Origin of the sequence: Mesorhizobium sp. M1338, assembly GCF_040318045.1 — a bacterium.
In the GTDB taxonomy this organism is placed as follows: Bacteria; Pseudomonadota; Alphaproteobacteria; order Rhizobiales; family Rhizobiaceae; genus Mesorhizobium.
Genome location: NZ_JAMYLL010000006.1, coordinates 1 through 24,806 on the forward strand (window position 1 = coordinate 1; position 24,806 = coordinate 24,806).

The 24,806-nt window shown below is 64.0% G+C and carries 23 protein-coding genes; 11 read left to right on the top strand and 12 right to left on the bottom strand.

Features of this window, described 5'->3' with window-relative positions:
- Positions 1-161: 161 nt before the first annotated feature.
- Entirely contained in the window at positions 162-2,006 is a 1,845-nt protein-coding gene (ilvD, locus tag NKH19_RS08085; protein WP_352868909.1) for a dihydroxy-acid dehydratase, read from the bottom strand.
- A 268-nt stretch (positions 2,007-2,274) separates the two neighbouring features.
- Here ilvD and NKH19_RS08090 point away from each other — a divergent pair, with 268 nt between their 5' ends.
- Positions 2,275-2,745, top strand: a complete 471-nt coding sequence (locus NKH19_RS08090; protein ID WP_352868912.1) for a VOC family protein — start codon at positions 2,275-2,277, stop codon at positions 2,743-2,745.
- 174 nt (positions 2,746-2,919) lie between these two features.
- On the opposite strand, the gene NKH19_RS08095 is transcribed toward NKH19_RS08090, so the two are convergent.
- The gene (locus tag NKH19_RS08095; protein WP_352868914.1) at positions 2,920-4,512 is read right to left on the bottom strand and encodes a peptide chain release factor 3; all 1,593 of its coding nucleotides are present in this window, start codon (positions 4,510-4,512) and stop codon (positions 2,920-2,922) included.
- A gap of 225 nt (positions 4,513-4,737) precedes the next feature.
- Here NKH19_RS08095 and NKH19_RS08100 point away from each other — a divergent pair, with 225 nt between their 5' ends.
- Positions 4,738-5,817, top strand: a complete 1,080-nt coding sequence (locus NKH19_RS08100) for an NAD(P)/FAD-dependent oxidoreductase (protein ID WP_352868917.1) — start codon at positions 4,738-4,740, stop codon at positions 5,815-5,817.
- A 70-nt stretch (positions 5,818-5,887) separates the two neighbouring features.
- Here NKH19_RS08100 and NKH19_RS08105 read toward each other — a convergent pair whose 3' ends face one another.
- Complete coding sequence (locus NKH19_RS08105) at positions 5,888-6,163, bottom strand: hypothetical protein (protein ID WP_352868919.1); 276 nt, start codon at positions 6,161-6,163, stop codon at positions 5,888-5,890.
- A gap of 66 nt (positions 6,164-6,229) precedes the next feature.
- Entirely contained in the window at positions 6,230-6,472 is a 243-nt protein-coding gene (locus tag NKH19_RS08110) for a hypothetical protein (protein ID WP_352868922.1), read from the bottom strand.
- Positions 6,473-6,791: 319 nt separating this feature from the next.
- Between NKH19_RS08110 and NKH19_RS08115 the strand changes: the two genes are divergently transcribed.
- The gene (locus tag NKH19_RS08115; RefSeq protein ID WP_352982087.1) at positions 6,792-7,742 is read left to right on the top strand and encodes a hypothetical protein; all 951 of its coding nucleotides are present in this window, start codon (positions 6,792-6,794) and stop codon (positions 7,740-7,742) included.
- A gap of 44 nt (positions 7,743-7,786) precedes the next feature.
- Here NKH19_RS08115 and NKH19_RS08120 read toward each other — a convergent pair whose 3' ends face one another.
- Positions 7,787-8,587, bottom strand: coding sequence for a class II glutamine amidotransferase (locus tag NKH19_RS08120; protein ID WP_352868927.1), 801 nt, complete (start codon positions 8,585-8,587; stop codon positions 7,787-7,789).
- A 15-nt stretch (positions 8,588-8,602) separates the two neighbouring features.
- Complete coding sequence (locus tag NKH19_RS08125) at positions 8,603-8,851, bottom strand: DUF6356 family protein (RefSeq protein ID WP_352868929.1); 249 nt, start codon at positions 8,849-8,851, stop codon at positions 8,603-8,605.
- Between the two features lie 115 nt (positions 8,852-8,966).
- On the opposite strand from NKH19_RS08125, the gene NKH19_RS08130 reads away from it, so the two are divergent.
- The 5 genes from NKH19_RS08130 to NKH19_RS08150 all read left to right on the top strand — a co-directional run bounded on the left by NKH19_RS08130 (position 8,967) and on the right by NKH19_RS08150 (position 12,740).
- Positions 8,967-9,437, top strand: a complete 471-nt coding sequence (locus NKH19_RS08130) for an Lrp/AsnC family transcriptional regulator (RefSeq protein WP_352868932.1) — start codon at positions 8,967-8,969, stop codon at positions 9,435-9,437.
- Between the two features lie 78 nt (positions 9,438-9,515).
- Positions 9,516-10,001 carry a dUTP diphosphatase gene (dut, locus tag NKH19_RS08135; RefSeq protein ID WP_352868935.1) on the top strand — a complete coding sequence of 162 codons (486 nt, stop codon included), beginning with the start codon at positions 9,516-9,518 and terminating at the stop codon, positions 9,999-10,001.
- The gene (locus tag NKH19_RS08140; RefSeq protein WP_352868937.1) at positions 10,001-10,663 is read left to right on the top strand and encodes an HAD family hydrolase; all 663 of its coding nucleotides are present in this window, start codon (positions 10,001-10,003) and stop codon (positions 10,661-10,663) included. Before dut ends, NKH19_RS08140 begins: the two co-directional genes overlap by 1 nt.
- Before the next feature lie 260 nt (positions 10,664-10,923).
- Positions 10,924-11,727, top strand: a complete 804-nt coding sequence (locus NKH19_RS08145) for an isocitrate lyase/PEP mutase family protein (protein WP_352868940.1) — start codon at positions 10,924-10,926, stop codon at positions 11,725-11,727.
- A 14-nt stretch (positions 11,728-11,741) separates the two neighbouring features.
- Positions 11,742-12,740: a proline racemase family protein gene (locus NKH19_RS08150; protein WP_352982088.1), complete on the top strand. Its 999-nt coding sequence runs from the start codon at positions 11,742-11,744 to the stop codon at positions 12,738-12,740.
- 7 nt (positions 12,741-12,747) lie between these two features.
- On the opposite strand, the gene NKH19_RS08155 is transcribed toward NKH19_RS08150, so the two are convergent.
- Positions 12,748-13,452 (bottom strand): sulfate transporter family protein, encoded by a 705-nt coding sequence (locus NKH19_RS08155; protein WP_352868947.1) that lies wholly within the window; start codon positions 13,450-13,452, stop codon positions 12,748-12,750.
- An 88-nt stretch (positions 13,453-13,540) separates the two neighbouring features.
- On the bottom strand, positions 13,541-14,425 hold the full coding sequence (locus NKH19_RS08160) for an EamA family transporter (RefSeq protein ID WP_352868950.1): 885 nt from the start codon (positions 14,423-14,425) through the stop codon (positions 13,541-13,543).
- Between the two features lie 290 nt (positions 14,426-14,715).
- Between NKH19_RS08160 and NKH19_RS08165 the strand changes: the two genes are divergently transcribed.
- Complete coding sequence (locus tag NKH19_RS08165) at positions 14,716-15,708, top strand: adenosine kinase (RefSeq protein WP_352868952.1); 993 nt, start codon at positions 14,716-14,718, stop codon at positions 15,706-15,708.
- A 462-nt stretch (positions 15,709-16,170) separates the two neighbouring features.
- Entirely contained in the window at positions 16,171-16,872 is a 702-nt protein-coding gene (locus NKH19_RS08170; protein WP_352868955.1) for an antitoxin Xre/MbcA/ParS-like domain-containing protein, read from the top strand.
- Positions 16,873-16,897: 25 nt separating this feature from the next.
- On the opposite strand, the gene NKH19_RS08175 is transcribed toward NKH19_RS08170, so the two are convergent.
- Together NKH19_RS08175 and NKH19_RS08180 are read right to left on the bottom strand one after the other, a co-directional pair.
- Positions 16,898-17,992 (bottom strand): diguanylate cyclase domain-containing protein, encoded by a 1,095-nt coding sequence (locus NKH19_RS08175; protein ID WP_352868958.1) that lies wholly within the window; start codon positions 17,990-17,992, stop codon positions 16,898-16,900.
- A gap of 184 nt (positions 17,993-18,176) precedes the next feature.
- The gene (locus NKH19_RS08180) at positions 18,177-20,456 is read right to left on the bottom strand and encodes an NADP-dependent malic enzyme (protein WP_352868961.1); all 2,280 of its coding nucleotides are present in this window, start codon (positions 20,454-20,456) and stop codon (positions 18,177-18,179) included.
- A 213-nt stretch (positions 20,457-20,669) separates the two neighbouring features.
- Here NKH19_RS08180 and mutS point away from each other — a divergent pair, with 213 nt between their 5' ends.
- A complete protein-coding gene (gene mutS, locus NKH19_RS08185) occupies positions 20,670-23,396 on the top strand; it encodes a DNA mismatch repair protein MutS (protein WP_352868964.1) in 2,727 nt (908 codons plus the stop codon).
- A 53-nt stretch (positions 23,397-23,449) separates the two neighbouring features.
- Here the strand turns inward: mutS and NKH19_RS08190 are convergent, their stop codons facing one another.
- Together NKH19_RS08190 and copM are read right to left on the bottom strand one after the other, a co-directional pair.
- The gene (locus tag NKH19_RS08190; protein WP_352868967.1) at positions 23,450-24,295 is read right to left on the bottom strand and encodes an aldo/keto reductase; all 846 of its coding nucleotides are present in this window, start codon (positions 24,293-24,295) and stop codon (positions 23,450-23,452) included.
- Between the two features lie 85 nt (positions 24,296-24,380).
- A complete protein-coding gene (gene copM / locus NKH19_RS08195) occupies positions 24,381-24,773 on the bottom strand; it encodes a CopM family metallochaperone (protein WP_352868970.1) in 393 nt (130 codons plus the stop codon).
- Positions 24,774-24,806 lie beyond the last annotated feature (33 nt).

The window sequence follows — 24,806 nt, forward strand, 5'->3', positions numbered from 1 at the left end:
TTTTCTTTTTGTTTCCGCCGCCTTGCCGCCTCTGGCCGCTGGGGGGGGGGGGGGGGGGGGGGCGCGGGGGGGGGGGGCCGCCCCCCCCCCCCCGCGCCGCCCCCCACCCGGACCTTCGGTCCGACCTCCCCACAAGGGGGAGGTAGGGGCCGCAGCCTAATTTACTCCGGCACGAACCTGACCGCGCCCTTGGCCGCGCTGGTCGCCATGGCGGCATAGGCGCGCAAGGCGGTCGTCACCTTGCGCTTGCGCTTTTCCTCGGGCTTCCAGGCCAGGGCGCCCTTGGCCTCCATCGCCACCCGGCGGGCCGCGATTTCCGCATCGTCGACAGCAAGGCGGATGCTGCGGTTCGGGATGTCGATCTCGATCGTATCGCCTTCCTGCACCAAGCCAATCAGCCCGCCTTCGGCGGCTTCCGGCGAAGCATGGCCGATCGACAGGCCCGACGTACCGCCGGAGAAACGGCCATCGGTGACCAGCGCGCAGGCCTTGCCCAGCCCTTTCGACTTCAGATAGCTGGTCGGGTAGAGCATTTCCTGCATGCCGGGGCCGCCGCGCGGCCCCTCATAGCGGATGACGACGACATCGCCAGCCTTGATCTCGTTGGACAGGATCGCCTTGACGCTCGAATCCTGGCTTTCGAAGACGCGCGCCGGGCCGGTGAACTTCAGGATCGATTCATCGACGCCGGCGGTTTTCACGATGCAGCCGTCGAGCGCCAGATTGCCTTTCAGCACGGCAAGGCCACCGTCCTTGGAAAAGGGGTATTCGGCCGAGCGGATGACCCCCTTTTCGCGGTCGAGATCGAGTTCGTCCCAGCGGCGATCCTGGCTGAAGGCGACCTGCGTCGGCACGCCGCCAGGGGCGGCGAGGAAGAAATCGCGCACGCTCTGGCTGGTCGTGCGGGAAATATCCCAACGATCGAGGGCTTCGGCGAGCGTTGACGTATGCACGGTCGGCAGGTCGCGATTGATCAAGCCGGCATTGTCGAGCTGGCCGAGGATCGCCATGATGCCACCGGCGCGATGAACGTCTTCCATGTGGACGTCGGACTTGGCCGGAGCCACCTTGCACAGCACCGGCACCTTGCGCGACAGCGCGTCGATGTCATCCTGATCGAAGTCGATTTCGCCCTCATGCGCGGCGGCCAGGATATGCAGCACGGTGTTGGTCGAGCCGCCCATGGCGATATCGAGCGTCATGGCGTTCTCGAAGGCGCCCTTCGAGGCGATGTTGCGCGGCAGCGCGGTTTCGTCATCCTGCTCGTAGTAGCGCTGGGCGAGATCGACGATCAGGTGGCCGGCCTCGACGAACAGACGCTTGCGGTCGGCATGCGTGGCCAGCGTCGAACCGTTGCCCGGCAGCGACAGGCCAAGCGCTTCGGTCAAACAATTCATCGAATTGGCGGTGAACATGCCCGAGCAGGAGCCGCAGGTCGGGCAGGCCGAACGCTCGATGACCTTGACGTCCTCGTCGGAGACCTTGTCGTCGGCGGCCGCGACCATCGCGTCGACCAGGTCGAGCGCCTGCGTCTTGCCGGCGAGCACCACCTTGCCGGCTTCCATCGGCCCGCCGGAAACGAAGACGGTCGGGATGTTGAGGCGCAAGCTGGCCATCAGCATGCCGGGGGTGATCTTGTCGCAATTGGAGATGCAGACCATGGCGTCGGCACAATGCGCGTTCACCATGTACTCGACGGAATCGGCGATCAGCTCGCGCGACGGCAGCGAATAGAGCATGCCGTCATGGCCCATGGCGATGCCGTCATCGACGGCGATGGTGTTGAACTCCTTGGCGACGCCGCCGGCCTTCTCGATCTCGCGCGCGACCAGCTGGCCGAGGTCCTTCAAATGGACATGGCCCGGCACGAATTGGGTGAAGGAGTTGACCACCGCGATGATCGGCTTGCCGAAATCGCTGTCCTTCATGCCGGTGGCGCGCCAGAGGCCGCGGGCGCCGGCCATGTTGCGGCCATGGGTGGTGGTGCGGGAGCGATAGGCAGGCATATTTTTTCCTTGGTGGCTGGCCGCAGCCCAGGAATGGCGCGGCGGAGCTGAATTCGGGCCGCAGGCGTTATAGACGCGCAAGTATGGTCTGGCCACAATTTTGCAATGCGCCAGATTCCCCGCAAAAAACCAGAGCTTCCGAAAAAATTGCGGCCTGCTGTCGGATTGCATGCCGTATGCCCGTCCTTGGACAAACGGCAAGATATGGCACAATTCTCGAAACCTGCCGTTTCCCTGCAACAGCAAAAGACAACCCGAGGAGCGCGACATGCAAAAGATCTCCACTTTCCTGTGGTTCGACACCCAGGCCGAGGAGGCTGTGAATTTTTATGTCTCCATCTTCAAAAATTCGAAGGTGCTGAGCACGACGCGCTGGGGCAAGAGCGGCGGCGATCGTGAAGGCCAGGTGCTGGTCATGTCGTTCGAGCTCGATGGTGTGGAATTCCAGGCGCTCAATGGCGGCCCGCAACACAAGTTCACCGAGGCGATCTCGCTCTCCGTCGACTGCAAGACGCAGGAGGAAGTGGATTATTTCTGGGACAAGCTTGTCGAAGGCGGGCAGCCGGTTGCGTGCAGCTGGCTGAAGGACAAATTCGGCCTGTCTTGGCAGATCGTGCCGGAGCAATTGCCGAAACTGCTTCGCGACCCTGATCAGGCCAGGTCCGACCGGGTGATGCAGGCAATGATGAAGATGGTCAAAATCGACATCGCCAAGATCGAGGAAGCGGCCAGGGGGTGAGAAGCGGTCCGCGTAGCGGACGAAAAGCCAATTGCTTGGCTTTTCGAGCTTCGAACGCCCTGAGCCTGCGAAGGGCCGGGGGCATATAGGGGTCCATTAATTCTTGAGGTTGGCGCTGCCCCTCATCCGCCCTTCGGGCACCTTCTCCCCGTAAAACGGGGAGAAGGGAGAACTTCAAGCCGCCTTGTCGCGGACCTGATAATCCTTGATCGTGGCGAAGCGGATCGCTTTCCAGCGCTCGGCCTCGTAGTTCAGCGAAAAAGCGTGCTGGGCCAGAAACACCGGGTCGTTGTCGAGATCGCGGGCGATGTCGCCGCGATGCGCCTCGATGAAGCGGGGAACCTCGGCCTTGTCGTCGGCCGAGATCCAGCGGCAGACGGAAAAGCGCGACATCTCGAATTCGACGGGCAGCGTGTATTCGAAGTTCAGCCGTTCCTTCAGCACGTCGAGTTGCAGCGCGCCGACGACGCCGACAATCGCTGGTGAACCATCCTCGGGTGAAAATAGCTGCACGACGCCCTCCTCGGCCATTTGGTGCAGCGCTTCCTTGAGCTTCTTGGCCTTCATAGCGTCGCCGAGGCGGACACGGCGCAGGATTTCCGGGGCGAAATTCGGCACGCCGCGGAACAGTATCTCCTCGCCCTCGGTCAGCGTGTCGCCGATGCGCAGCGTGCCGTGATTGGGAATGCCGACGACATCACCGGCGAAGGCCTCGTCGGCGGTGACGCGGGTGCGGGCAAAGAAGAATTGCGGCGCCGACAGCGACATCGGTTTTCCCGTGCGCACCAGCCTGGCCTTCATGCCGCGCTCGAGCTTGCCCGAGCAGACTCGGACGAAGGCGATGCGGTCGCGGTGGTTGGGATCCATGTTGGCCTGGATCTTGAAAACGAAGGATGTCATCTTCTCTTCGGTCGCCTCGACCTTGCGGGTATCGGCTTCCTGCGCGCGCGGCGGCGGCCCAAAGGCGCCAAGCGCCTCGATCAGGTCGCGGACGCCATAGTTGCGCAGCGCCGAGCCGAAATAGACCGGCGTCAGGTGGCCTTCGCGAAAAGTGTCGATGTCGAGCGGCCGGCAGGCTCCGCGCGCCAATTCCAGCTCCTCGATGAAGGCCTCGCGCTCGTTTTCCGGCAACAGCCCGGCAACGCGATTGGAATCGGGACCGTTTACCGGCGTGCGTTCCTTCTCGTCGTCGCCCTTGCGCACCGCGTTCAACGCCAGATGGTAAGTGCCGGAAAAGGTTCTTCCCCGACCAATCGGCCAGGTGATGGGCGCGGTGTCCAGCGCCAGCTTCTGCTCGATCTCGTCCAAAATCTCGAACGGATCGCGGCTTTCGCGGTCCATCTTGTTGACGAAGGTGATGATCGGGATGTCGCGCAGGCGGCAGACCTCGAACAGTTTCAGCGTGCGCGGCTCGATGCCCTTGGCGGCATCGATGACCATGACGGCCGAGTCGACCGCCGACAGCGTGCGATAGGTGTCGTCGGCGAAATCCTCGTGGCCGGGCGTGTCGAGCAGGTTGAAGACATTGTCCTCGTACTCGAAGGTCATCACCGAGGTGACGACCGAAATGCCGCGCTCGCGCTCGATCTTCATCCAGTCGGACCGGGTCTGGATCTTGTCCTTCTTGGCCTTGACCTCGCCGGCAAGCTGAATGGCGCCACCGAACAGCAGCAGCTTTTCGGTGAGCGTCGTCTTGCCGGCGTCCGGGTGCGCGATGATCGCGAAGGTGCGGCGGCGCGCCACTTCTTCTTCTATTGCTTCGGGCATTCTCTGGGATTTCCGTGTGACAGGCCGGGCTTCTAGCAGCGCAGTGCCAAGCTGTCGACCGGTCCGGCGGGCGGACGCCGCTGGTTGCCGCCCGTCCGTCAGAGCACGGAGTCGGTCACGCCGTGGTTCGGACGAGAGCATTGCCGCATATTTCGCGTTGGCAAGCGGCTGCCGGGATGGCACTGGATGAACATCCCCACGAAATGACGAGGCAAAGGAGCGAACATGACAGCGGCCAAACAAGTGATCGTTATTGGCGCCGGCATCATCGGTGCCTCCATCGCCTGGCATCTGACCAAGGCGCGGGCGCGGGCGCGGGTGACGGTCATCGCCGACAGCGCCGCGGGCGGGGTGGCGACGCCGAACTCGTTCGCCTGGATCAACGCAAGTTGGGGCAATCCGGAGCCGTATTTCCGGCTACGCACCCGCGCGATGGCCGAATGGTCGCGGCTGGCGCAGGACCTGCCCGGCCTCCCGCTCAGCTGGTGCGGCGGCCTGTGCTGGGATTTGCCGGCCGCCGCAATGGAAACTTATGCCACGGAGCATTCCGCCTGGGCTTACGGCATCGAGCGCGTCGATCGCGCCGGCGCGGCGCGCATCGAGCCAAATCTCGCCGAGCTTCCCGAGTTTGCCCTGCATGTGGCTGAGGAGGGTGTCGCCGAGCCGGTGGCCGCCGCCCGCGCACTGTTGGCAGACGCGGAGCGACATGGCGCACGCATCATCTCCAGCACGGTCACGGCGCTGGTCCAGACCGGTGGCAAGATCACCGGTGTCGACACATCGCATGGCCTGATTGCCGCCAACGAGGTGGTGATCGCGGCCGGCGTCGGCTCCCCGGACATCGCCGCGACGGCCGGGATCAACCTGCCGATCGAGACACCGCCCGGCCTGATCGTTCACTCTCGGCCTTACAAAAAGCTGCTTAACGGCCTGGTGCTGGCCGAGCGGCTGCACATGCGCCAGACAGCCGAAGGGCGAATCATCGCCGGTTCGGATTTCGGAGGTGCCGATCCGGGCATGGATCCGCAAGACACCGCCCGCGCGCTGTTCGCGGCCATGAAGGCCATGCTGCGCGACAGTGACGGGCTGGAACTGGATTTCCACACGGTCGGCTACCGACCGACGCCGATCGACGGCTTTCCGATCATCGGCCGCGCCGAGGGCATGGACGGCGTCTATGTCGCGGTCATGCATTCGGGCATCACGCTGGCGCCGGCCGTCGGCCTGTTCGCCGCACGGGAAATACTGGAGGGCGAGCGCGACCCGCTTTTGGCGCCCTATGGATTGGGACGCTTCGCTCAATAGCCCGGCGGACGGCGAAAGCCCGCGGCCGATGCCGCACGGGGCATCGATCCGACGCCGGCCAGCAACCGGCCTAAAGGAAATTGAAATACAGCGCCGGCGGGTACTGCATCCCGTCGGTGGCTCGCGCCTTTGCATCCGCGGCCGGCCTAATCCCGCCTGTCCATGCGTTGTCGAGTTGCGGCCGGGTCGCCTGCGCCTTGGCGGCATTGTCCTGCGTCACCAAGACTTTCTTCTTCGCCTCCGCCACCTGCGACAAGGCAAGCAGCACAAGCAACGCGGACAGAATGAGTTTCATGACGGTTTCCTCTCTGGCTCCAAAGCGCTCCGCATTTTCTGGATCACCCATGCGTCGTGCCCAAGTTCTTGTCTCATGCACTCAAAACCGCCGCGCCGCCTTGCGCGGCTTGGCGCCTCACTGCCTGAAACCGGACTGATCGAGCAAGGCGACCTGCTTGCCATCGATGTAGAAGCGTATGGCGTGCGCCTCATTGTCGACGTCGATGCGCGTCGGATTTGCGGCGAGCGCCACCGGTGCGGCCTTGATATATTTCGAGGGGAATTCACCGACCGGCGCGTATCGAAAGAGCAGCGCCAACGCGATACAACCAGCGGTAAATACAATGAACGTCAGTCTGGAAGAGGCATTCGAGGTCATCCGGTCGTTCCTTCAGGTTGAGGTGCCACAACGTAAGGTTGTCAGCAGGCTCCTTGAGCTTGGTTGCTCGTTGCTCGATTGGAGCGTGTCGGTGCTCTGCGAAGGAAGGGACGTGCTCGGCCCACGTTCAGCACTTTCTCGCGGAAGATAAGCCCCTTGCCCTCCGCGAGCTTAGCGCCGGACCGCTACCGGAAAAGGCAGCACGTACGGAATACCGTGGAATTCTCTGGAATTCCTGGAATATTAGCTAATGGAAATATATCGTGAAAGGATGGATGCAGCATGATATGGCAGACAGCGAGCAGCAAGAGGCAGCCGTATGGCACAGCACATCGCGCAGAAATTGCGGCTGACGTCGGCGTTATTGGGGACCGTCACCCGCAAGGATCTGGCGGCGGCGTTCCGAGCCGTTAATCCCAAGACCGCGTTCGATCTCGGCCGCGCCGACAAATGGCTGCAAGGTCGCGCCCAGCCGCGCGAGCACAGTGTCTATGACGATTGGGCGAAGCTGCTTCGCTTGGAGCAGCCCGGCTCATGGATCGCCGACTGCGACCTGCCGCACTTCACCGCAGCCATCGCAGCCCGCCACGGCATCGACAGCGCGGTGCTCGAACGCCGCGCCGGCAATCAATTCGATGCCTCCTCCAGCCATGATGAGCGCAGCCTCGTGTTCGCGCTGACCGGTGCTTATGCATGTTATTCGCGCGCCTGGTCGCCTTACTATCGCGGCCAGATCATCAAGGGCATCCTGTCGATCGAGGCAGGGCCTGGTCTGCATGGCTTGACCGCCACATATCGCGAAGCCTTGCCGACAGGCCAGCTGGTGCTTGGCGGCCCGGTCACGCCGGCCAAGCGCGCTCTTTACGTGCATCTGAAGGAAGCGGGCGGCGATGCCCAGTTCTTCATCAGCCTGTTGCCGCAGTCGCAGCCGGGAAGTGTGCTTGGCGGGTATATGTGCGGAACCGCTATTATCGGCCCGGAGACCCTGCCGTCATTGACCAGGATCCTCATGGTACGCCTGCACGATCCGGCGCCTGGGACCACCTCGTGGGGCGGATACCTGCTAGGCGACCAGTCGATATCAGAGGATTTGGCATCGCTCGGCATATCCATCGACCAGCCGGAGCAGGTCGACCGACAACTCATACGGTTCCTCGTGGGAGGCAGCGATGGCGGCGTCCACCAGATCCCGCCAGCCGAGTTCCGCGCCATTCTCGATGTCTTCGACCGCCATTGGCTGAGACATTCCAGCGCGCCGCAAAACCCCTGAAGGTGATTGCCAGCCGATGCGCGCGACGTTGCCGTGATTTGCAACTAGACGGCCAGGGCCAGCTTCGCCGCAGCCGGAGCAAAGGGGCGAATAGCCATGCCATCCCTGGTCATGGTGACAAAGCTTGATGGCGGAATAGCCTGCCAATCGCCGCCCTCGCGGTCAAACGGTTCGGACATGATGCAGCGGCCGCCGCCCTTGCGTAAGGTGGAGGTGTAGAGCGTCGGCGCGTGGGCGTCGGTCGCATAACGCACAGCGTGAAGAGCCTGCCCGTCCGAGAATGCGGCGGTGAGTTTCAGTGACGGATCGAGACCGGCGCGGTGAGAGGCGTCGAGCACGCGGCTGGTGGCACGCGAGACGGCACCTTGCGGATCACCGGCCAACCCTTCATCGATCGTCAGCAGGAAAAACAACTCGGAATCGGTGGTGCCTTCGCGCTGGTCGAAAACGGCGTCGGACAGCGAGTTCTCCAGCGCGCGGCGGATCTTCTCGAAGCCGCCGATCTGGCCGTTGTGCATAAATGACCAGTTGCCGGAGATGAACGGGTGGCAGTTCATCCGGCTGGTGGCGCCGCCGGTGGACGCCCGCACATGCGCGAGGAACAGGCCGGATTTGATCTGCCGGCACAGGCTCTTCAGATTGGGATCGGACCAGGCCGGCAGGATGTCGCGGTAAAGACCGGGCTCCGGGCGGTCGCCATACCAGGCAAGGCCAAAGCCGTCGCCATTGGTCGGCGACTTTGCTTCCTGGGCGCAATGGCTCTGGGCGATCAGCGAGTGGCAGGGCGCGGTGAGGATGTCTTCGAGAAAGACCGCTTCACCGAGATAGGCCGCCCATCGGCACATCGCTTCTGTCGTCCTCTAGGCGCGATCCATAAGAGCCGCGGGCTCCTTGGTCGCGTGTGTGCCTCTGTTGTGCGTCCGCTCGTAGAGTTCGCGAACGATTCGGCTGGCTGTAGTTTCAAACAGAAATGGCAAGAAAGCGTGAACGAGCGCGGCGCCCGCCGCCATCAGGAGCCGCGATGAGAACCAAGCGGCAAAGGCCATGTGGCCGAAATAGGTTTCGCCGACCTTGGCCGGATGAGAGGTGAAAATCCTTGCGACCGACATGCTGGTTCCCCTTCAGCGCTTGAAGTTCCTGATATGAGTATCCTGACACGCTTCGCCGGTTCATCGGTCTCAAATTATCCTTGTATTTGGCCCATTGATGGGACAAACATCCCATATGGCATTGGAAATCGACGAAATCGACCGGAAATTGCTGAGCGAATTGCAACGCGACGGCACGCTGTCGGTCGACCAGCTGTCGGAGCGGGTGGCCTTGTCGCGCAATGCCTGCTGGCGCCGGGTGAAGCGGCTGGAAGAGGATGGCGTCATCACCGGCCGGGTGGCGCTGGTCGATGCCGAAAAGCTCGGACTTGGCCTTTCCGTCTTCATCCTGATCCGCACGTCCAACCACGACCCGGAGTGGCTGCAGAAGTTCCGCGCGGCAGTGACCGGCTTTCCCGAGATCACCGGCGTTTACCGCATGTCCGGCGACCTCGATTATGTGCTGCGCGCCCGTGTCGCCGACGTGAAGGCCTATGACCGGCTCTACCAGCGGCTGATCGCCAAGGTGGCGCTGTCGGACGTTTCCGCCTCGTTCGTGATGGAGGAGATCAAGGAGACCACCGTCGTTCCGATGACCAGGTCATAGTGATGCCTGAAAGAAAGACGTTGATAGCATTGCGGTCGAGTTGACCGAATCGCCGTTCGCGCCGATAGGATCGATTTTATGCGCGCAGCCCTTCAAACTCCCTCCGTCATCGGTCCGACCGTCGGCTTCGTCAGGTTGCCGCATGGTGAAGGACTTCCCCTTCCAGCCTATGAAAGCACCGGTGCGGCCGGCATGGATTTGCGCGCCGCGGTGCCCGACGACCGGCCGCTGCTGATCCTGCCTGGCAAACGCGCTTTGGTGCCGACCGGGCTGATCCTGGAAATTCCGGAAGGTATGGAAGGTCAGGTGCGGCCGCGTTCCGGACTTGCTTTCAAACATGGGCTGACCGTCCTCAACACGCCCGGCACCATCGACAGCGACTATCGCGGCGAGGTGAAGGTGCTGCTGATCAACCTCGGCGACGAGGACTTTGCCGTGACGCGCGGCATGCGCATCGCCCAGATCGTCTTCGCGGCGGTGACGCAGGCGGCCGGGGAAGAACGTACATTGGCCGGCGGCACGGCGCGTGGCTCGGGCGGGTTCGGATCGACCGGCACCGCCTGATGTCTGAACTGCCTAAACTTGTCATCTTCGACTGCGATGGCATCCTGGTCGACACCGAGAACCTCGCCAATCGGCGCCTCGCCGAATGGTTGAGCGCCGCCGGCTATCCGACAAGCTTCGAATATTGCCGCAAGAATTTCTCCGGCCGCAGCATGGCGTCGGTGCAAAAACAGATCGAAGAGGAAACCAGCGTCAGGCTCGGCGCCGACTTCGTCGATCGTTGGAACGCCGGCCTGCCGGATCTGTTCGCCCATGGCGTCGAGGCGATCCCCTACGTCCGCGAGTTTGTCGAAGCCGTGCGTTCAGCCGGCATCGCCTATTGCGTCGCCACCTCGGCCAGGGTGTCGAAGATGCACATCACGCTCGGCCAGACCGGGCTGTTACCGCTGTTCGAGCACGCAATGTTTTCTTCGACCATGGCCGCGCGCGGCAAGCCGTTTCCCGACCTGTTCCTGCATGCGGCCAGGACCATGGGCTTTTCGCCCGCCGACTGCATCGTCATCGAGGACAGCGTCGCCGGCACGCAGGCAGGCATCGCCGCCGGCATGCGGGTGTTTTCCTATTACGCCGATCCCCATTCCGACCGAGATGGCCTGGTCCAGGCCGGGGGCATACTGTTCGACGACATGCGCGAACTGGCCGGGCTGGTGCCGATCCACTGATCTGATCTCCAGCCTACTGCTGTACGCCTCGATTGTCCGTGGTAGCTTGGCCCGCCAGACCTGAGGCCGCGCATGAAACCCACCCTGCCAGTCATATGCCGCCATCAGGAGACATCGCGCTACGCCATGGATTCCGACACGCTGGACAAATTGGCAGGAGAGAACGCCAAACGCTTCTGAACCAACCGCATTCGTTTGCCCGACCAAAGGGGGCAGGATAAAATCTGTTTAGCCACACCGCACATGATGGGGGAACTACCATGGACAAGGGCAAGATCTTTCGCGACCTGCATGCCTCGACCTTCGTCATGCCCAATCCCTGGGACATCGGCACGACGAAGCTGCTGGCTTCGTTCGGCTTCACGGCGCTGGCGACGACCAGCGCCGGCTTTGCCTTTTCGCGCGGCCTGCCGGATGGCGCCGTGACCTTCGACCAGATGATCCACCATTGCCGCGAGCTGACGGCGGCGACCAGCCTGCCGGTCTCGGCCGACCTCGAGAAAGGCAAGGGCGACAGCCCGACCAGTGCCGCGGAAACCGTCTTCGCGGCGGAAGCGGCCGGCCTTGCCGGCTGCTCGATCGAGGACCACACCGGCGACCCGGACAAGCCGATCTATGATTTCTCGCACGCCGTCGAGCGCGTCGCGGCGGCCGTGGAGGCGGCGCGCGCGCTGAAGCGCGATTTCGTGTTCACCGCACGCGCCGAGAATTTCCTGTGGGGCAAGTCCGATCTCGACGACACCATCAAGCGGCTGCAGGCTTTCGAGAAGGCCGGCGCCGATGTGCTCTATGCGCCGGGCATCGGCGACGTCGAGATGGTGCGTGCGATCTGCTCGGCGGTCAGCAAGCCGGTCAACGTCATGGCAAGACCCGGCTTCACCATCGCCGATCTCGCCATGGCCGGCGTCAAGCGTATTTCGCTCGGGCCGTGGCTGACCAATTTCGCCTACGGCATGCTGGAAACGGCGGCGCGCGAGATCCAGCAGGACGGCACGTTCGGCTTCACCCGCGCCGCCATGCCTTTCGGCAAATTGCAGGCTCTGTTCGGCAAACCTTCAGCTTAGATGGGCCCAATCGCATGACGCTGACCGTCGTCGACATGCATACCGGCGGCGAGCCGCTCAGGATCGTCACCGGCGGCTATCCGGATATCCCGAAAGGCACGATCCTGGAGAAGCGCGCCTATGTGCGCGACCGTCTCGATCATCTCAGGAAAATCCTGATGTTCGAGCCGCGGGGCCATTACGACATGTATGGTGCCTTGCTGGTCGAGCCGGACCTGCCCGGCGCCGATCTCGCCGTGCTGTTCATGCACAATGAGGGCTATTCGACCATGTGCGGCCACGCCATCGTCGCGCTCGGGCGCTACGCCGTAGACGAAGGACTAGTGACGAAACGCGAGCCGGTGACGATCGTCAACATCGAGGCGCCGTGCGGGTTGGTCGTCGCCTCGGTCGAGGTCAGGGACGGCAAGGCCGGCGGGGTGTCGTTCGAAAGCGTGCCGGCCTTCCTGTTCGCCGGCGGGCAGACGATAGAGCTGGCGGGCCATGGCACGATCGGTTTCGACATCGGCTATGGCGGCGCCTTCTACGCGCTGGCCGATTGCCACCAATTCGGGCTCGAATTCGGCCGCGACCGGGTACGCGATTTCGTCGATGCGGCGACGGCACTGACCAACAGGCTCAAGGCCGAATTTCCGCTGTCGCATCCCGACCACGCCGATCTTGCCTTTCTCTACGGCACCATCCTGACCGATGGCCGCGACGCGTTTTCCAATGAGGTGACGAAGAACGTCTGTGTCTTCGCCGAGGCCGAGGTCGACCGCTCGCCGACCGGCTCCGGCCTGACCGCGCGGTTGGCGGCCATGCACGCCAAGGGCGAGATCGCGATAGGACAGACGCGCATGTTCGAAAGCATCGCCGGCTCGCGTTTTTCCGGGTCCGCGGTGCGGACGGCGAAGGCTGGCCTGCACGAGGCGATCATCGCCCGCGTCGGCGGCCGCGCCTATTATTCCGGACGGGCTGAGTTCATCGTCGAGGCGGACGACGAACTCGGACTCGGTTTCCTTCTACGCTGAGCAGAGCCTAGCCCCGGCGGGTAATTTCCCGCGCGCTGATCGCCTTGTGCAGATGCACCATCATGGCGGCGGCGAACAGCGGGGTCACTAGGTTGAGCAGCGGCACGGCGAGGAAGGCAGCGATGAGCAGCCCGGCGAGAAACACGGTGCCGGCATAGTGCCTGCGCAAGGCCCTGGCCTCGTCTTCCCCGCGAAAGCGCATGACGGCGAATTCGAAGAACTCGCGCCCAAGCAGATAGCCGTTGACGATGAAGAAGGCGGCGATGTTGACGCCCGGCACCAGAAGCAGCAGCAGCGCGACGATGTTGCCGAGGACGACGACACCGAGGAATCGCATCGACAGCACCAGCGAGCGCAGCGCCGGCATGGCGCGTCCGGGCGGATCGCCGGGATAGTCGGTGCGCTCGACCACGTCGGCGATATCGTCGAGAAACAGGCCGGCGACAACAGCCGTCACCGGCGCGATGAGCAGCGCCACGCCGAAGGCAAGCGCGATAGCCGCGATGATGCCGCCCAGCCACCCGGCCCAGGACGGCATGCCGGGCAACAGCGTCTGCAGCCATGGCAGGGCCAGCCACTCGACAAGGCTGGTCAGACCGAACCACAAGGCCACCAGCGCCAGCAAAGTCAGCCCAAGCGTCTTGAAGAACACGGCGCGAAAGGGAGGCGAGAGCAGCTCGAAGGCCGCGGTGCGGGCAGCGTCGAAAATCACTGTGCTTGGACCCCTCTAGCGGATACCACCGCACGGGCGGACGCCTCCGAGATAGGCAGCGCAAGCCGCGAGCACAAGCGTTGGGCGTTTACCGTGCAAACGCCGGGTTGCGAACCGGGATGGTCATCGCTGCCACCCCGGCTACGACAAACGCCATTCCCAGCCATGCCGTCGAACCCAGGCTTTCGCCAAGGAAGAGGGCGCCGATGCCGACGCCGATCGGCACGCGCAGATAGGCTTGCGAGGTGGTGCCGACCGAGCCCAGCGTGTGGATGAGGCGGAAATAGATGACGAAAGCCAGCGCGGTGGAAAAGACCGACAGGCCTAGCAAGGCCAGGATCGACGCCGTTGATGGCGCCAGCGTCCATGGCTGGTCGAACACAAGACTGAGCGGCACGAGAATGACTGCACCGCAGAGCATCGAGCCGGCGGCCGGCAGCATCGGGTCGAGGCCCTTGAAACCACGGCCGAAAATCGCCGCGCCGGCATAGCAGATCGTCGCCGCGACAATTGCCAATTGTGCCCACAGTTCATGACCGAGACCACCCAGCGCCTCGGTGCCAATGATGAGGCAGATACCGGCAATGCCGGCGCCGACGCCAATCAGTTTGCGCAACGTGACCGGCTCGTGGCGGGTGATGAGCGCGGTCAAAAGGAAGGTGAAGATCGGCGAGGTCGCGTTCAGGATGGTGGCGAGGCCAGCATCGACCGAACGTTCGGCCGCAGCGATCAGGGTGAACGGGATGACACTGTTGAGGCATGCCTGGAAGGCGAACCGACGCCAGCTTGCCGCATCGCCCGGCATGGCCAGCCCGCGCCAGCGGATGACGGCGAACAGGATGCCACCCGCGATCAGGGTGCGGGCGGCAATGAAGGTGACCGGCGGGATCGTCTCGATGCCGATCTTGATGAAGGTGTAGGAGGCGGCCCAGAGCACTGCCAGCACGGCGAGCAGTGCCAGGTCGGTCGTCATGTCGTTCTTTGCTGGCTCGTTCCTTGTAGAGATGCTCTTTGTGGACATTGGTGGGCTGGCTCGCCTTCGAAACGGAATCGGCTGAGCCAGGCTTGTAGGCCGTGTGGCGATGAAATGCTTCGGCCACGGTCGAATTGTCATAGCGCCTCGTGGCGGATGCGCCTTTGGCCTGTTCCAGCCTGATCCGCCAAAGTTGCGTGTCACGCCCTAGGCAAAACGGTTTCAAATCGCTAGACCCGCGCCGGGCCGGCGTGGCAAGAAGCCGGCTCGGGTTTTTGGCGGAGACATTGATGCCGAACTATGACGTGCTTTGCATCGGCAATGCCATTGTCGACATCATCGCCCAGTGCGACGAGGAATTCCTCGAGACCAACGGCATTATCAAGGGCGCGATGAACCTCATCGACACCCGGCGCGCCGAACTGCTCTACAGCCGCATGGGCCCGGCGATCGAAGCCTCCGGCGGTAGCGCCGGCAACACGGCGGCCGGTGTCGCAAGCTTCGGCGGCCGCGCGGCCTTCTTCGGCAAGGTCTCCAACGATGCGCTGGGCGAAATCTATGCCCACGACATCCATGCGCAGGGCGTCGCCTTCGACACCAGGCCGCTCAAGGGCGAGCCGCCGACAGCGCGCTCGATGATCTTCGTCACCCCCGACGGCGAGCGTTCAATGAACACCTATCTCGGCGCCTGCGTCGAGCTCGGCCCTGAGGATGTCGAGGCCGACAAGGCGTCTGGCGCCAAGGTCACCTATTTCGAGGGCTATCTGTGGGATCCGCCGCGCGCCAAGGAAGCGATCCGGCAGACGGCGAAGCTGGCGCACGCGGCAGGCCGCGAAGTGTCCATGACGTTGTCGGATTCGTTCTGCGTCGACCGCTATCGCGACGAGTTCCTCGACCTGATGCGTTCGGGCACGGTCGACATCGTCTTTGCCAACAGCCACGAGATCAAGTCGCTCTACCAGACATCGTCGTTCGAGGAGGCGCTGGCACAGATCCGCAAGGATTGCCGGATCGCCGCCGTGACCCGTTCGGAGAAAGGCTCGGTGATCGTGCGCGGCGACGAGACCGTGGTCATCAAGGCAACCGCGATCAGGGAGCTGGTCGACACGACGGGCGCCGGCGATCTCTATGCCGCCGGGTTCCTGCATGGCTACACGCAAGGCCGCGACCTGCAGACCTGCGGCGACCTTGGCTCACTGGCGGCCGGATTGGTGATCCAGCAGATCGGCCCCAGGCCGCGGCAGAATTTGCGCCGCGAGGCTGAGCAGGCAGGGTTGCTTTAGGGACAACTGCCGATCTCCCCCCTCGTGGGGGAGATGGCCGGCAGGCCAGAGGGGGGCGTTGTCCCACCAGCATCTGCACGGCTTTACATTGCCGCCAGCCCAAAAATGGATGGCATGATTTTCATGGCGCGCCGTCGATCGAAGAGCTCGGACGCAAACATCGCTCCGTAGCGATCCTTCGCGCCCCCCTCTGCCCTGCCGGGCATCTCTCCCACAAGTGGGGAGATCGGCAGCTTGGCCGCCGGTGCGCTCACCGTCGCGCGGCTGTCACACATCGCACCTACACGCAATCCAGGCGCCCCGACTGACATTTCGGTGCGCCCTCGGCCAGTTGGGGTGTCAAAAATGCAAGACAGCAAGCTGTCGGGCCGCTGTATCTGTTGCCGCCGCGATTTCCGCTTTCCGCTCTAGAAGTTCAACAGCCGGCCGCTGGGAGGAGCGCGCGGCCCGGAAGACACATGCATGAACAGATTTCAGATCCAGGGCCTCAAGCAGGACGACTTCGCAGAGATGGTCGCGGAGGATGTCGATCGCGCGCTTGCCCACTATGACGAGGCCATCAACAAGCCCACCATGGTCTCGGTCGGCAAGATCGCCGGCAGCATAGCTTCCGCGGTCACCTTGCTGTCGCCGAAACACCAGCGCGCCATCGACACCATCCACGCCGACCTTCCCGGCCTGGCCTCGAAATTCGTGCGCGCGCTGGCGGCGGAGGCTGCGCGCCGCGGCGAAGCCGGTATCACTGGCGCCACAAATCCGCCGACGACGCTATTGGCCGATATCGAGCAAACTTCGCCGCCAAAGTCCGACGACCTCGAATCGATGCTGATCGAGGACTGGGCGGGCCGCGTCGCCGGATCGACCTATCTTGAGGAGAACCTGCGCATCGCGCGGTCGACGCTGCACCGCTGGCAAAGGCGGGGCGAGGTCATCGCCCTGCGCAAGGGCGGCCGCAAACATGTCTTCCCGCTGGCGCAGTTCGTCGACGGCAGACCGGTGGCGGGCATCCGCGCCGTGCTGTCCCTGATCAGCAATCCGAGGCTGGCGTGGCTGTGGCTGACGCGCCCCTCAGCCGACCTCGAAGGCCAAGTCCCGATCGACCTGCTGCGGCAGGATCAGGTCGAGGAGGTCGTCGAGGCCGCACGCGTGTTCGCGCCGGCTTGATGGCTTTGGTGCACCCCAGTCGCGCCTAGGCGGTCTTGCGAATTGGGTGGCGAGATCCGGACGACGGCTGTTGTTCCGCAGTCAGTTCCCCGGCAGTGACCAACCGGTTGCGGCCACTTTTCTTGCCGATATACATCAGCCGGTCGGCGACAGCGACTAGTGCATCCGAATCGGCGGCATCCAGGGGATACATGGCGACACCGACGGTGCACCCGATCTGGATGGCGCTATCCGGCGCCGGGATTTTGATCTGCAGCCTTTCAAGGATGCGCTCGGCGACCCGCACCGCCTTTTGCCGCGCGAGGTCCGGCTCTCCCGAAAACAGGAAGGCGAACTCATCGCCACCAAGCCGTGCCACGAAATCGTCACTGCGCAGGATGGAGCGAAGGTTCTTCGACACGCGCTGCAGCAACGCATCGCCGGCCTCGTGGCCGAGCGTGTCGTTGACTTCCTTGAACCGGTCGAGATCGATGAACAGAAGTCCGGCCGCCTCGCCGGTGGCGCCGCAGCGCGCGACCACCGATTTCAGTTCGTCGTGGAAGGCGCGCCGGTTGGGCAAGTCGGTCAATGCATCGTGGTTGGCCGAATGGTCGCTCTGCAGCTTCGCCAGCTCGATCTCCCGCTTCTGCGCGGACAGCTCCTCGTTGGCTGCCTTCAGATCCAGCAGCAGCTGGGAATTGAGGTCCTCGACAACCTTGCGGTCGCTGATGTCGACGACGAAGCCTTCCAGGAACTCGAGTTCGCCGGTGTCGTCCCAGACACCGCCGCCGATCTCGCGCACCCATAGCGGTTCGCCGACCCGCGGGACGATGCGATAGTCGACGTTCCAGTTGCAGCGCGTCTCGAGCGCGCCGTCGACGGCGGCGTAGACGGCGGCGAGATCATCCGGATGGATGGCCGAGACATAGTCGCGCACCGCGTTGTGAATGAAATCGCTCGGCCGATAACCGCTAACAGTGAGAATGCCGTCGCTGATGTAGAGCATGGTGTAGGACGCATCGTTGCGGCAGCGGTAGAGATAGCCGTCCATGCGGCCGGTGATGCTGAGAAGCGCGTCCAGGCGCTCGTCGTGGTAGGCCCCGTGGCCGACCGCGGATGCTGGAACTCCGTCATGCTTCATGGCCGCACCCCCGTTTGGCGGTCTGAGCGCGCCGTAGATGCCGTTACGGCATGTCGGCAAGAGGTTTTCTATATCAGCTGAATCTTATCAATCTCTTATGGGCTAACGTCCGGCGGCGTTCTGGACACCCGTCCCGTCAGAAAGCCAGATCCTCGGCTTTTCGTCCGCGGCGCGGACCGTTTCGTCAAGTCCCCGCCGTATACGCCGCGATCGCCGCCATGTTGACGATGTCTGAGTCCTTGGCATTGAGCGATACAATCTGAACCGGCTTGTTCAGCCCCACCAGCAGCGGGCCGATCACCGTCGAGCCGCCGAGTTCCTGCAGCATCTTGGTCGAGATCGAGGCCGAATGGAAGGCCGGCATGATCAGCACATTGGCCGGGCCGGTCAGCCGGATGAACGGGTATTGCGCCATGGCGCGGGCGTTGAGCGCGACGTCGGCGGCCATCTCGCCGTCATACTCGAAATCGACGCGGCGCTTGTCGAGGATGCGCACGGCTTCCTGGACGCGTTCGGAGCGCTCGCCCTGCGGATGGCCGAATGTCGAATAGGCAAGCATGGCGAGCCTCGGCTCGTAGCCCATGCGGCGGGCAAAGCCTGCCGCCTCCTCGGCGATGTCGGCGATCTGCTCGGCGTTCGGCATATCGTGCACGGCGGTGTCGGCGACCAGCACGGTCTTGCCCCGCGCCAGCACGATCGACACGCCGATGACGCGGTGGCCGGGCTTGGCATCGATGACGCGGCGGATGTCGTCGAGCGCGGTGGAATAGTTGCGGGTCACGCCCGTGACGATACCGTCGGCATCGCCCAGCGCCACCATGCAGGCGGCGAAGTGATTGCGGTCGTTGTTGATCAGCCGCTGGCAGTCGCGGAACAGGAAGCCTTTGCGCTGCATGCGCTCGTAGAGATAGTCGGTGTAGATGCCGTTGCGGCGCGACAGCCGTGCATTGATGATCTCGATTCCTTGCTTGTTGAGGTCTATGCCGGCGAGCTTGGCGTTGTCCTTGATAACGTCGTCGCGGCCGAGCAGGATGGCGGTGCCGAGCTTCTGGTTCACATAGGAGACGGCGGCGCGCATAACCTGCTCCTCCTCGCCCTCGGCGAAGACCATGCGCTTGGGCTGGCGGCGCACGCGGTCGTAGATGCGCTGCAGGGTCGAGGCGATCGGATCGCGGCGGGCGGAGAGTTCCTGTGCGTAGCGGTCGAGATCGAGGATCGGCTTGCGGGCGACGCCTGAATCCATCGCCGCCTTGGCCACCGCGATCGGAATGGCCGAGATCAGGCGCGGGTCGAACGGCACCGGGATGATGTAGTTGGGGCCGAATTTCGGCCGGTTGCCCTGATAGGCGGCGGCGACGTCGTCGGGCACGTCCTGGCGCGCCAACGCTGCCAGCGCCTGCGCGGCGGCGATCTTCATGTCGTCATTGATGGTGGTTGCCCGCACATCCAGCGCACCGCGGAAGATGTAGGGGAAGCCGAGCACGTTGTTGACCTGATTGGGATAATCAGAACGCCCGGTGGCCATGATGGCGTCGGTGCGGATCTCGGCCACTTCCTCCGGCGTGATTTCCGGGTCGGGATTGGCCATGGCGAAGATGATCGGGTTCTTGGCCATCGACCGCACCATGGCGGTGGTCAGCGCGCCCTTGGCGGAGAGGCCGAGGAAGACGTCGGCGCCGTCGAGCGCCTCGGCGAGGCTGCGCGCCTCGGTCTTGATCGCATGCGCCGACTTCCACTGGTTCATGCCTTCGGTGCGCCCCTGGAAGACCACGCCCTTGGTGTCGCACAAAGTGATGTTTTCGGGCGCGAAGCCCATCGCCTTCATCAGCTCGATACAGGCGATGCCGGCCGCACCGGCGCCGTTGCAGACCATCTTCGTGGTCTTCATGTCGCGGCCGGTGACCTCCAGCGCGTTGATCAGGCCGGCGGCCGAGATGATGGCGGTGCCGTGCTGGTCGTCGTGGAAGACCGGGATGTCCATCAATTCGCGCAGCCGCTGCTCGATGATGAAGCACTCCGGCGCCTTGATGTCCTCCAGGTTGATGCCGCCGAAAGAGGGCCCAAGGAAACGCACGCAGTTGATGAACTCGTCGGCATCCTCGGTGTCGACCTCGAGGTCGATGGAATCGACATCGGCGAAGCGCTTGAACAGCACCGCCTTGCCTTCCATCACCGGCTTGGAGGCCAGCGCGCCGAGATTGCCGAGGCCGAGGATGGCGGTGCCGTTGGAAATGACGGCGACCATGTTGCCGCGCGTCGTGTAGTCGAAGGCGCGGCTGGGGTCCTCGGCGATGGCCAGAACCGGAACCGCGACACCAGGCGAATAGGCGAGGCTCAGATCACGTTGCGTTGCCATCGGCTTGGTGGCGACGACTTCCAGCTTGCCGGGGCGCCCCATGGCGTGGAATTCAAGCGCTTCCTGCGCGCTGACGGACGGACCGTTGTTCTCGGTTTTCCTGGCCATGATGTTCTTGATTTCCTCACCGGTGCAGCACCTCGTTGAAGCGGGTGCTTTGTTTCGATCCGAATTAAGACCACGCGCCGCCGCGTGTAAACCGCCAGCACTTGGGAATCGCGGGTCGTCCAGGAAATTGCGAACACCCGGCAGCCCGGTCGTCCCCTGTTTTTCGAAGCCTCGGCATTAAACCGCGCGATCACATCTGCTAGCGTGCCGTGCATGAACATGCATACTCCGAACGAGCCGGACGCCCCCGAGGCCATGACGCCGTTGCCCACCGCCGGCGCCACGCCGATGATAGAGCAGTTCATCGAGATCAAGGCGGCGAACCCGGATTCGCTGCTGTTCTACCGCATGGGCGATTTCTACGAGCTGTTCTTCGACGATGCCGAGAAGGCGAGCCGGGCGCTGGGCATCGTGCTGACCAAGCGCGGCAAGTATCAAGGGCTCGACATTCCGATGTGCGGCGTGCCGGTGCATGCGGCCGACGATTATCTGCAGAAGCTAATCGGCCAGGGATTCCGCGTTGCCGTCTGCGAGCAGATCGAGGATCCGGCCGAGGCGAAGAAACGCGGCTCAAAATCGGTGGTGCGCCGCGACGTGGTGCGACTGGTGACGCCGGGCACCATCACAGAGGACAAATTGTTGGCGCCATCGGAATCGAGTTTCCTGATGGCGCTGGGGCGGGTGAAGGGTGGCGGCAGCGATCACGCCGTTGCGCTGGCCTGGATCGACATTTCGACCGGCGCCTTCCGCGTCACCGACACCACCGCCGACCGGCTGCTGGCCGACATCTTCCGTGTCGATCCGCGTGAATTGATCGTCGCCGAGCCGGTGTTCCATGATCCGGAGCTGAAGCCGGTGTTCGACGTGCTCGGCCGAGTCGCCAGCCCGCAGCCGCCGTCGCTGTTCGATTCGGCCTCGGCCACCGGGCGCATCGCCCGCTTCTTCGATGTGGCGACGCCGGACTCCTTTGGCTTGTTTTCGCGTGCCGAGCTGTCGGCGATCTCCGGCGCTATCGCCTATGTCGAGAAGACGCAGAAGGCCGAGCGCCCGCCGCTGTCACGTCCCGAGCGCGAGGAGCAGGGCTCGACGCTGTTCATCGATCCGGCGACGCGCGGCAATCTCGAACTGCTGCGTACATTGTCGGGCAGCCGCGAAGGCTCGCTGTTCAAGGCGATCGACCGCACGGTCACCGGTGGCGGTGCAAGGCTGCTCGCCGACCGGCTGATGGCGCCGCTGACCGACCCGGCAGCGATCGGTGCCAGGCTGGATTCGGTGTCGTTCTTCCGCTCCGAGACGCGGCTCTGCCAGGCGGTGCGATCGAGCCTGAAGAGCGTCGCAGATATGCCGCGCGCGCTGTCCAGGCTGGCGCTCAACCGGGGCGGGCCGCGCGACCTCGGCGCGCTGCGCGCCGGTTTCGAGGCGGCCGGCGCGATCGCTGAAATTTTTGCCGCGACCGCCCTGCCCCAGGAACTCACGGCGGCATTGGCCGCCATTCAGGCGCTGCCCCAGGCATTGGCCCAACATCTGACGCAGGCGCTTGGCGACGAACTGCCACTGCTCAAGCGCGATGGCGGCTTCGTTCGCGGCGGCTACCATCCGGATCTCGACGAGATGCGGGCGCTGCGCGACGAATCGCGAAAAGTCATCGCCGGGCTGGAGCGCTCGCTGATCGACGAAACCGGCATCCGCTCGCTGAAGATCCGGCACAACAATGTGCTCGGTTACTACATCGAGGTGACCGCCAACCATCATGCGGTGATGACCGGCAGCGATGGCGCCAAGGCGCGCTTCATCCACCGCCAGACCATGGCCAACGCCATGCGTTTCACCACGACCGAGCTTGCCGAACTCGAGACCAAGATCGCCAATGCCGCCGACCGGGCGCTCAGCATTGAGCTGGCCGCCTTCGATGCGCTGACTGCGGAGGCGGTTGGCGAAGCCGAAAAGATCCGCGCCGGCGCCGATGCGCTGGCCGTGCTCGACGTGTCGGCGGCACTCGCGCTCTTGTCGGAAAGCGAAGCCTGGTGCCGGCCGGTGGTGGATTCGAGCCTTGCCTTCGAGATCAAGGGCGGGCGGCATCCGGTGGTCGAGCAGGCGCTGCGCCGCTCAGGCGAAGGCCCATTCGTCGCCAATGATTGCGACCTGTCGCCGGAGGGTAGTGCCAGGAACGGCGCGATCTGGCTTTTGACCGGCCCCAACATGGGCGGCAAGTCGACGTTCCTGCGGCAGAACGCGCTGATCGCCATCCTGGCCCAGACCGGCTCGTTCGTGCCGGCGGCATCAGCCCATATCGGCGTCGTCGACCGGCTGTTCTCGCGTGTCGGCGCCTCGGACGATTTGGCGCGCGGCCGCTCGACCTTCATGGTCGAGATGGTCGAGACGGCGGCAATCCTCAACCAGGCCGGCGAGCGCGCGCTGGTGATCCTCGACGAGATCGGCCGCGGCACCGCCACCTTCGACGGCCTGTCGATCGCCTGGGCTGCGGTCGAATATCTGCACGAGAAGAACCGCTGCAGGGCGATCTTCGCCACCCATTTCCACGAGATGACGTCGCTCGCCGGCAAGCTGGTGCGACTGCACAACGTCACCATGCGGGTCAAGGAATGGGAGAACGACGTCGTCTTCCTGCATGAGGTCGGCAAGGGTGCCGCCGACCGCTCCTACGGCGTGCAGGTGGCACGGTTGGCCGGGCTGCCGGAGGCGGTGGTCGACCGGGCCAAGGAAGTGCTGCATCAGCTCGAAGAAGGCGAGGTCTCAGGCAAGACCAATCGCCTGGTCGACGACCTGCCGCTGTTTTCGGTGGCGGTGAAGCGCGAAGCGCCGAAGCCGACGAAAAACGATGCGCTCGGCGACGCGCTCGGCGCGATCAATCCCGACGAGATGACGCCGCGCGAGGCGCTGGAGGCGCTCTACCGGCTGAAGGGGCTGGCGAGCCGGTAAAGATCGGCAGGACAGAGGGGGGTGTGACGGAATGCGGCCTGCACTATCAGCGCCTAGATCATCTCCAGCCCGCGCTTGCGTGTCGGCGCCGGGAAGGCGCGGTCGAGTTCGGTGAGGTCTTCGCCGGTAAGCTTGATATCCAGCGCGGCGACATTCTGGCGGACGTGCTGCTGGCTGCTGGCTTTCGGAATGGCGATGACGCTCTCCTGGTGCATCACCCAGGCCAAGGCGATTTGCGCCGGGGTCGCATTGTGGCGGGTGGCGACGGCGTCGAGCCTGGCATTGCGCGCCAGCGTGCCCTGCTCGACCGGCGAATAGGCCATCAAGGGGATGCCGCGCTGCCGGCTCCATGGCGCCAGGTCGAATTCGAGGCCACGCCGGACCAGATTGTAGAGCACCTGGTTGGTCTGGACATTGCCGCCGTCGGGCAAGCCGACCAACTCTTCCATCTCGTCGGCGTCGAAATTGCTGACGCCCCAGTGGCGGATCTTGCCGGCTTTTTTCAGGGCCTCGAAGGCCGCGACCGTTTCCGCCAGCGGCACGCTGCCGGGCCAATGCAGCAGATAGAGATCGATGCGGTCGGTGCGCAGGCGCTTCAGGCTGTTTTCACAGGCGCGCTGCACGCCCGCGCGCGAAGCGTTCGATGGCAGAACTTTCGAGACCAGGAAGGTCTCGTCGCGGCGCCCGGCAATAGCCTCGGCCACCACCTCCTCGGCGCCGCCGCTTGCATACATTTCGGCGGTGTCGATCAGCGTGATGCCAAGGTCGAGGCCGAGCTTGAGGGCATTCACCTCATCGGCACGGCGACCGATATCCTCGCCCATCTTCCACGTGCCTTGACCAAGCACCTGAACGGCTTCGCCTGAGGGCAGTTTGGTGGTTCTGATGGTCGATGGCATGGCGGGCTCCAGTGGGGCCGGATCGCATCACAGGCTGGGCGAGAAATCCACAGGCGTTCTCGCCGCCTTGGCGGTTGCCTGAACCTTACTTCACCGGATGAGCGGCGAGCCATGCCTGCATCTGCTTGATCTCGGCTTCCTGAGCGGCGATGACGCCTTCGGCCAGCTTGCGGATTTCCGGATCCTTGCCGTTGGCAAGCACGACTTTGGCCATGTCGATGGCGCCTTGATGGTGCGGGATCATGCTGCGGACGAAATCGGCATCGGCATTGCCGGTGTACTCGGACGCCATCATGTCGGCATGCATCTTGTCCATCGCCGCCTTGTAGCCTTCGGTCGAAGGACTGGTCGCGTCCGTCGCCATGGCGCCCATGTCGTGTTTCATCTCTTCGCTCTGCGCCGGAACGCTTTCGAGGAAGACGGCAACCAGCATTCCGGCCGCCATCAGCAAAAGCACGAGTTTTCTAGCCAAGGTCATTCATGGTCTCCTGTTGGGTAGGTTTCGTATTTG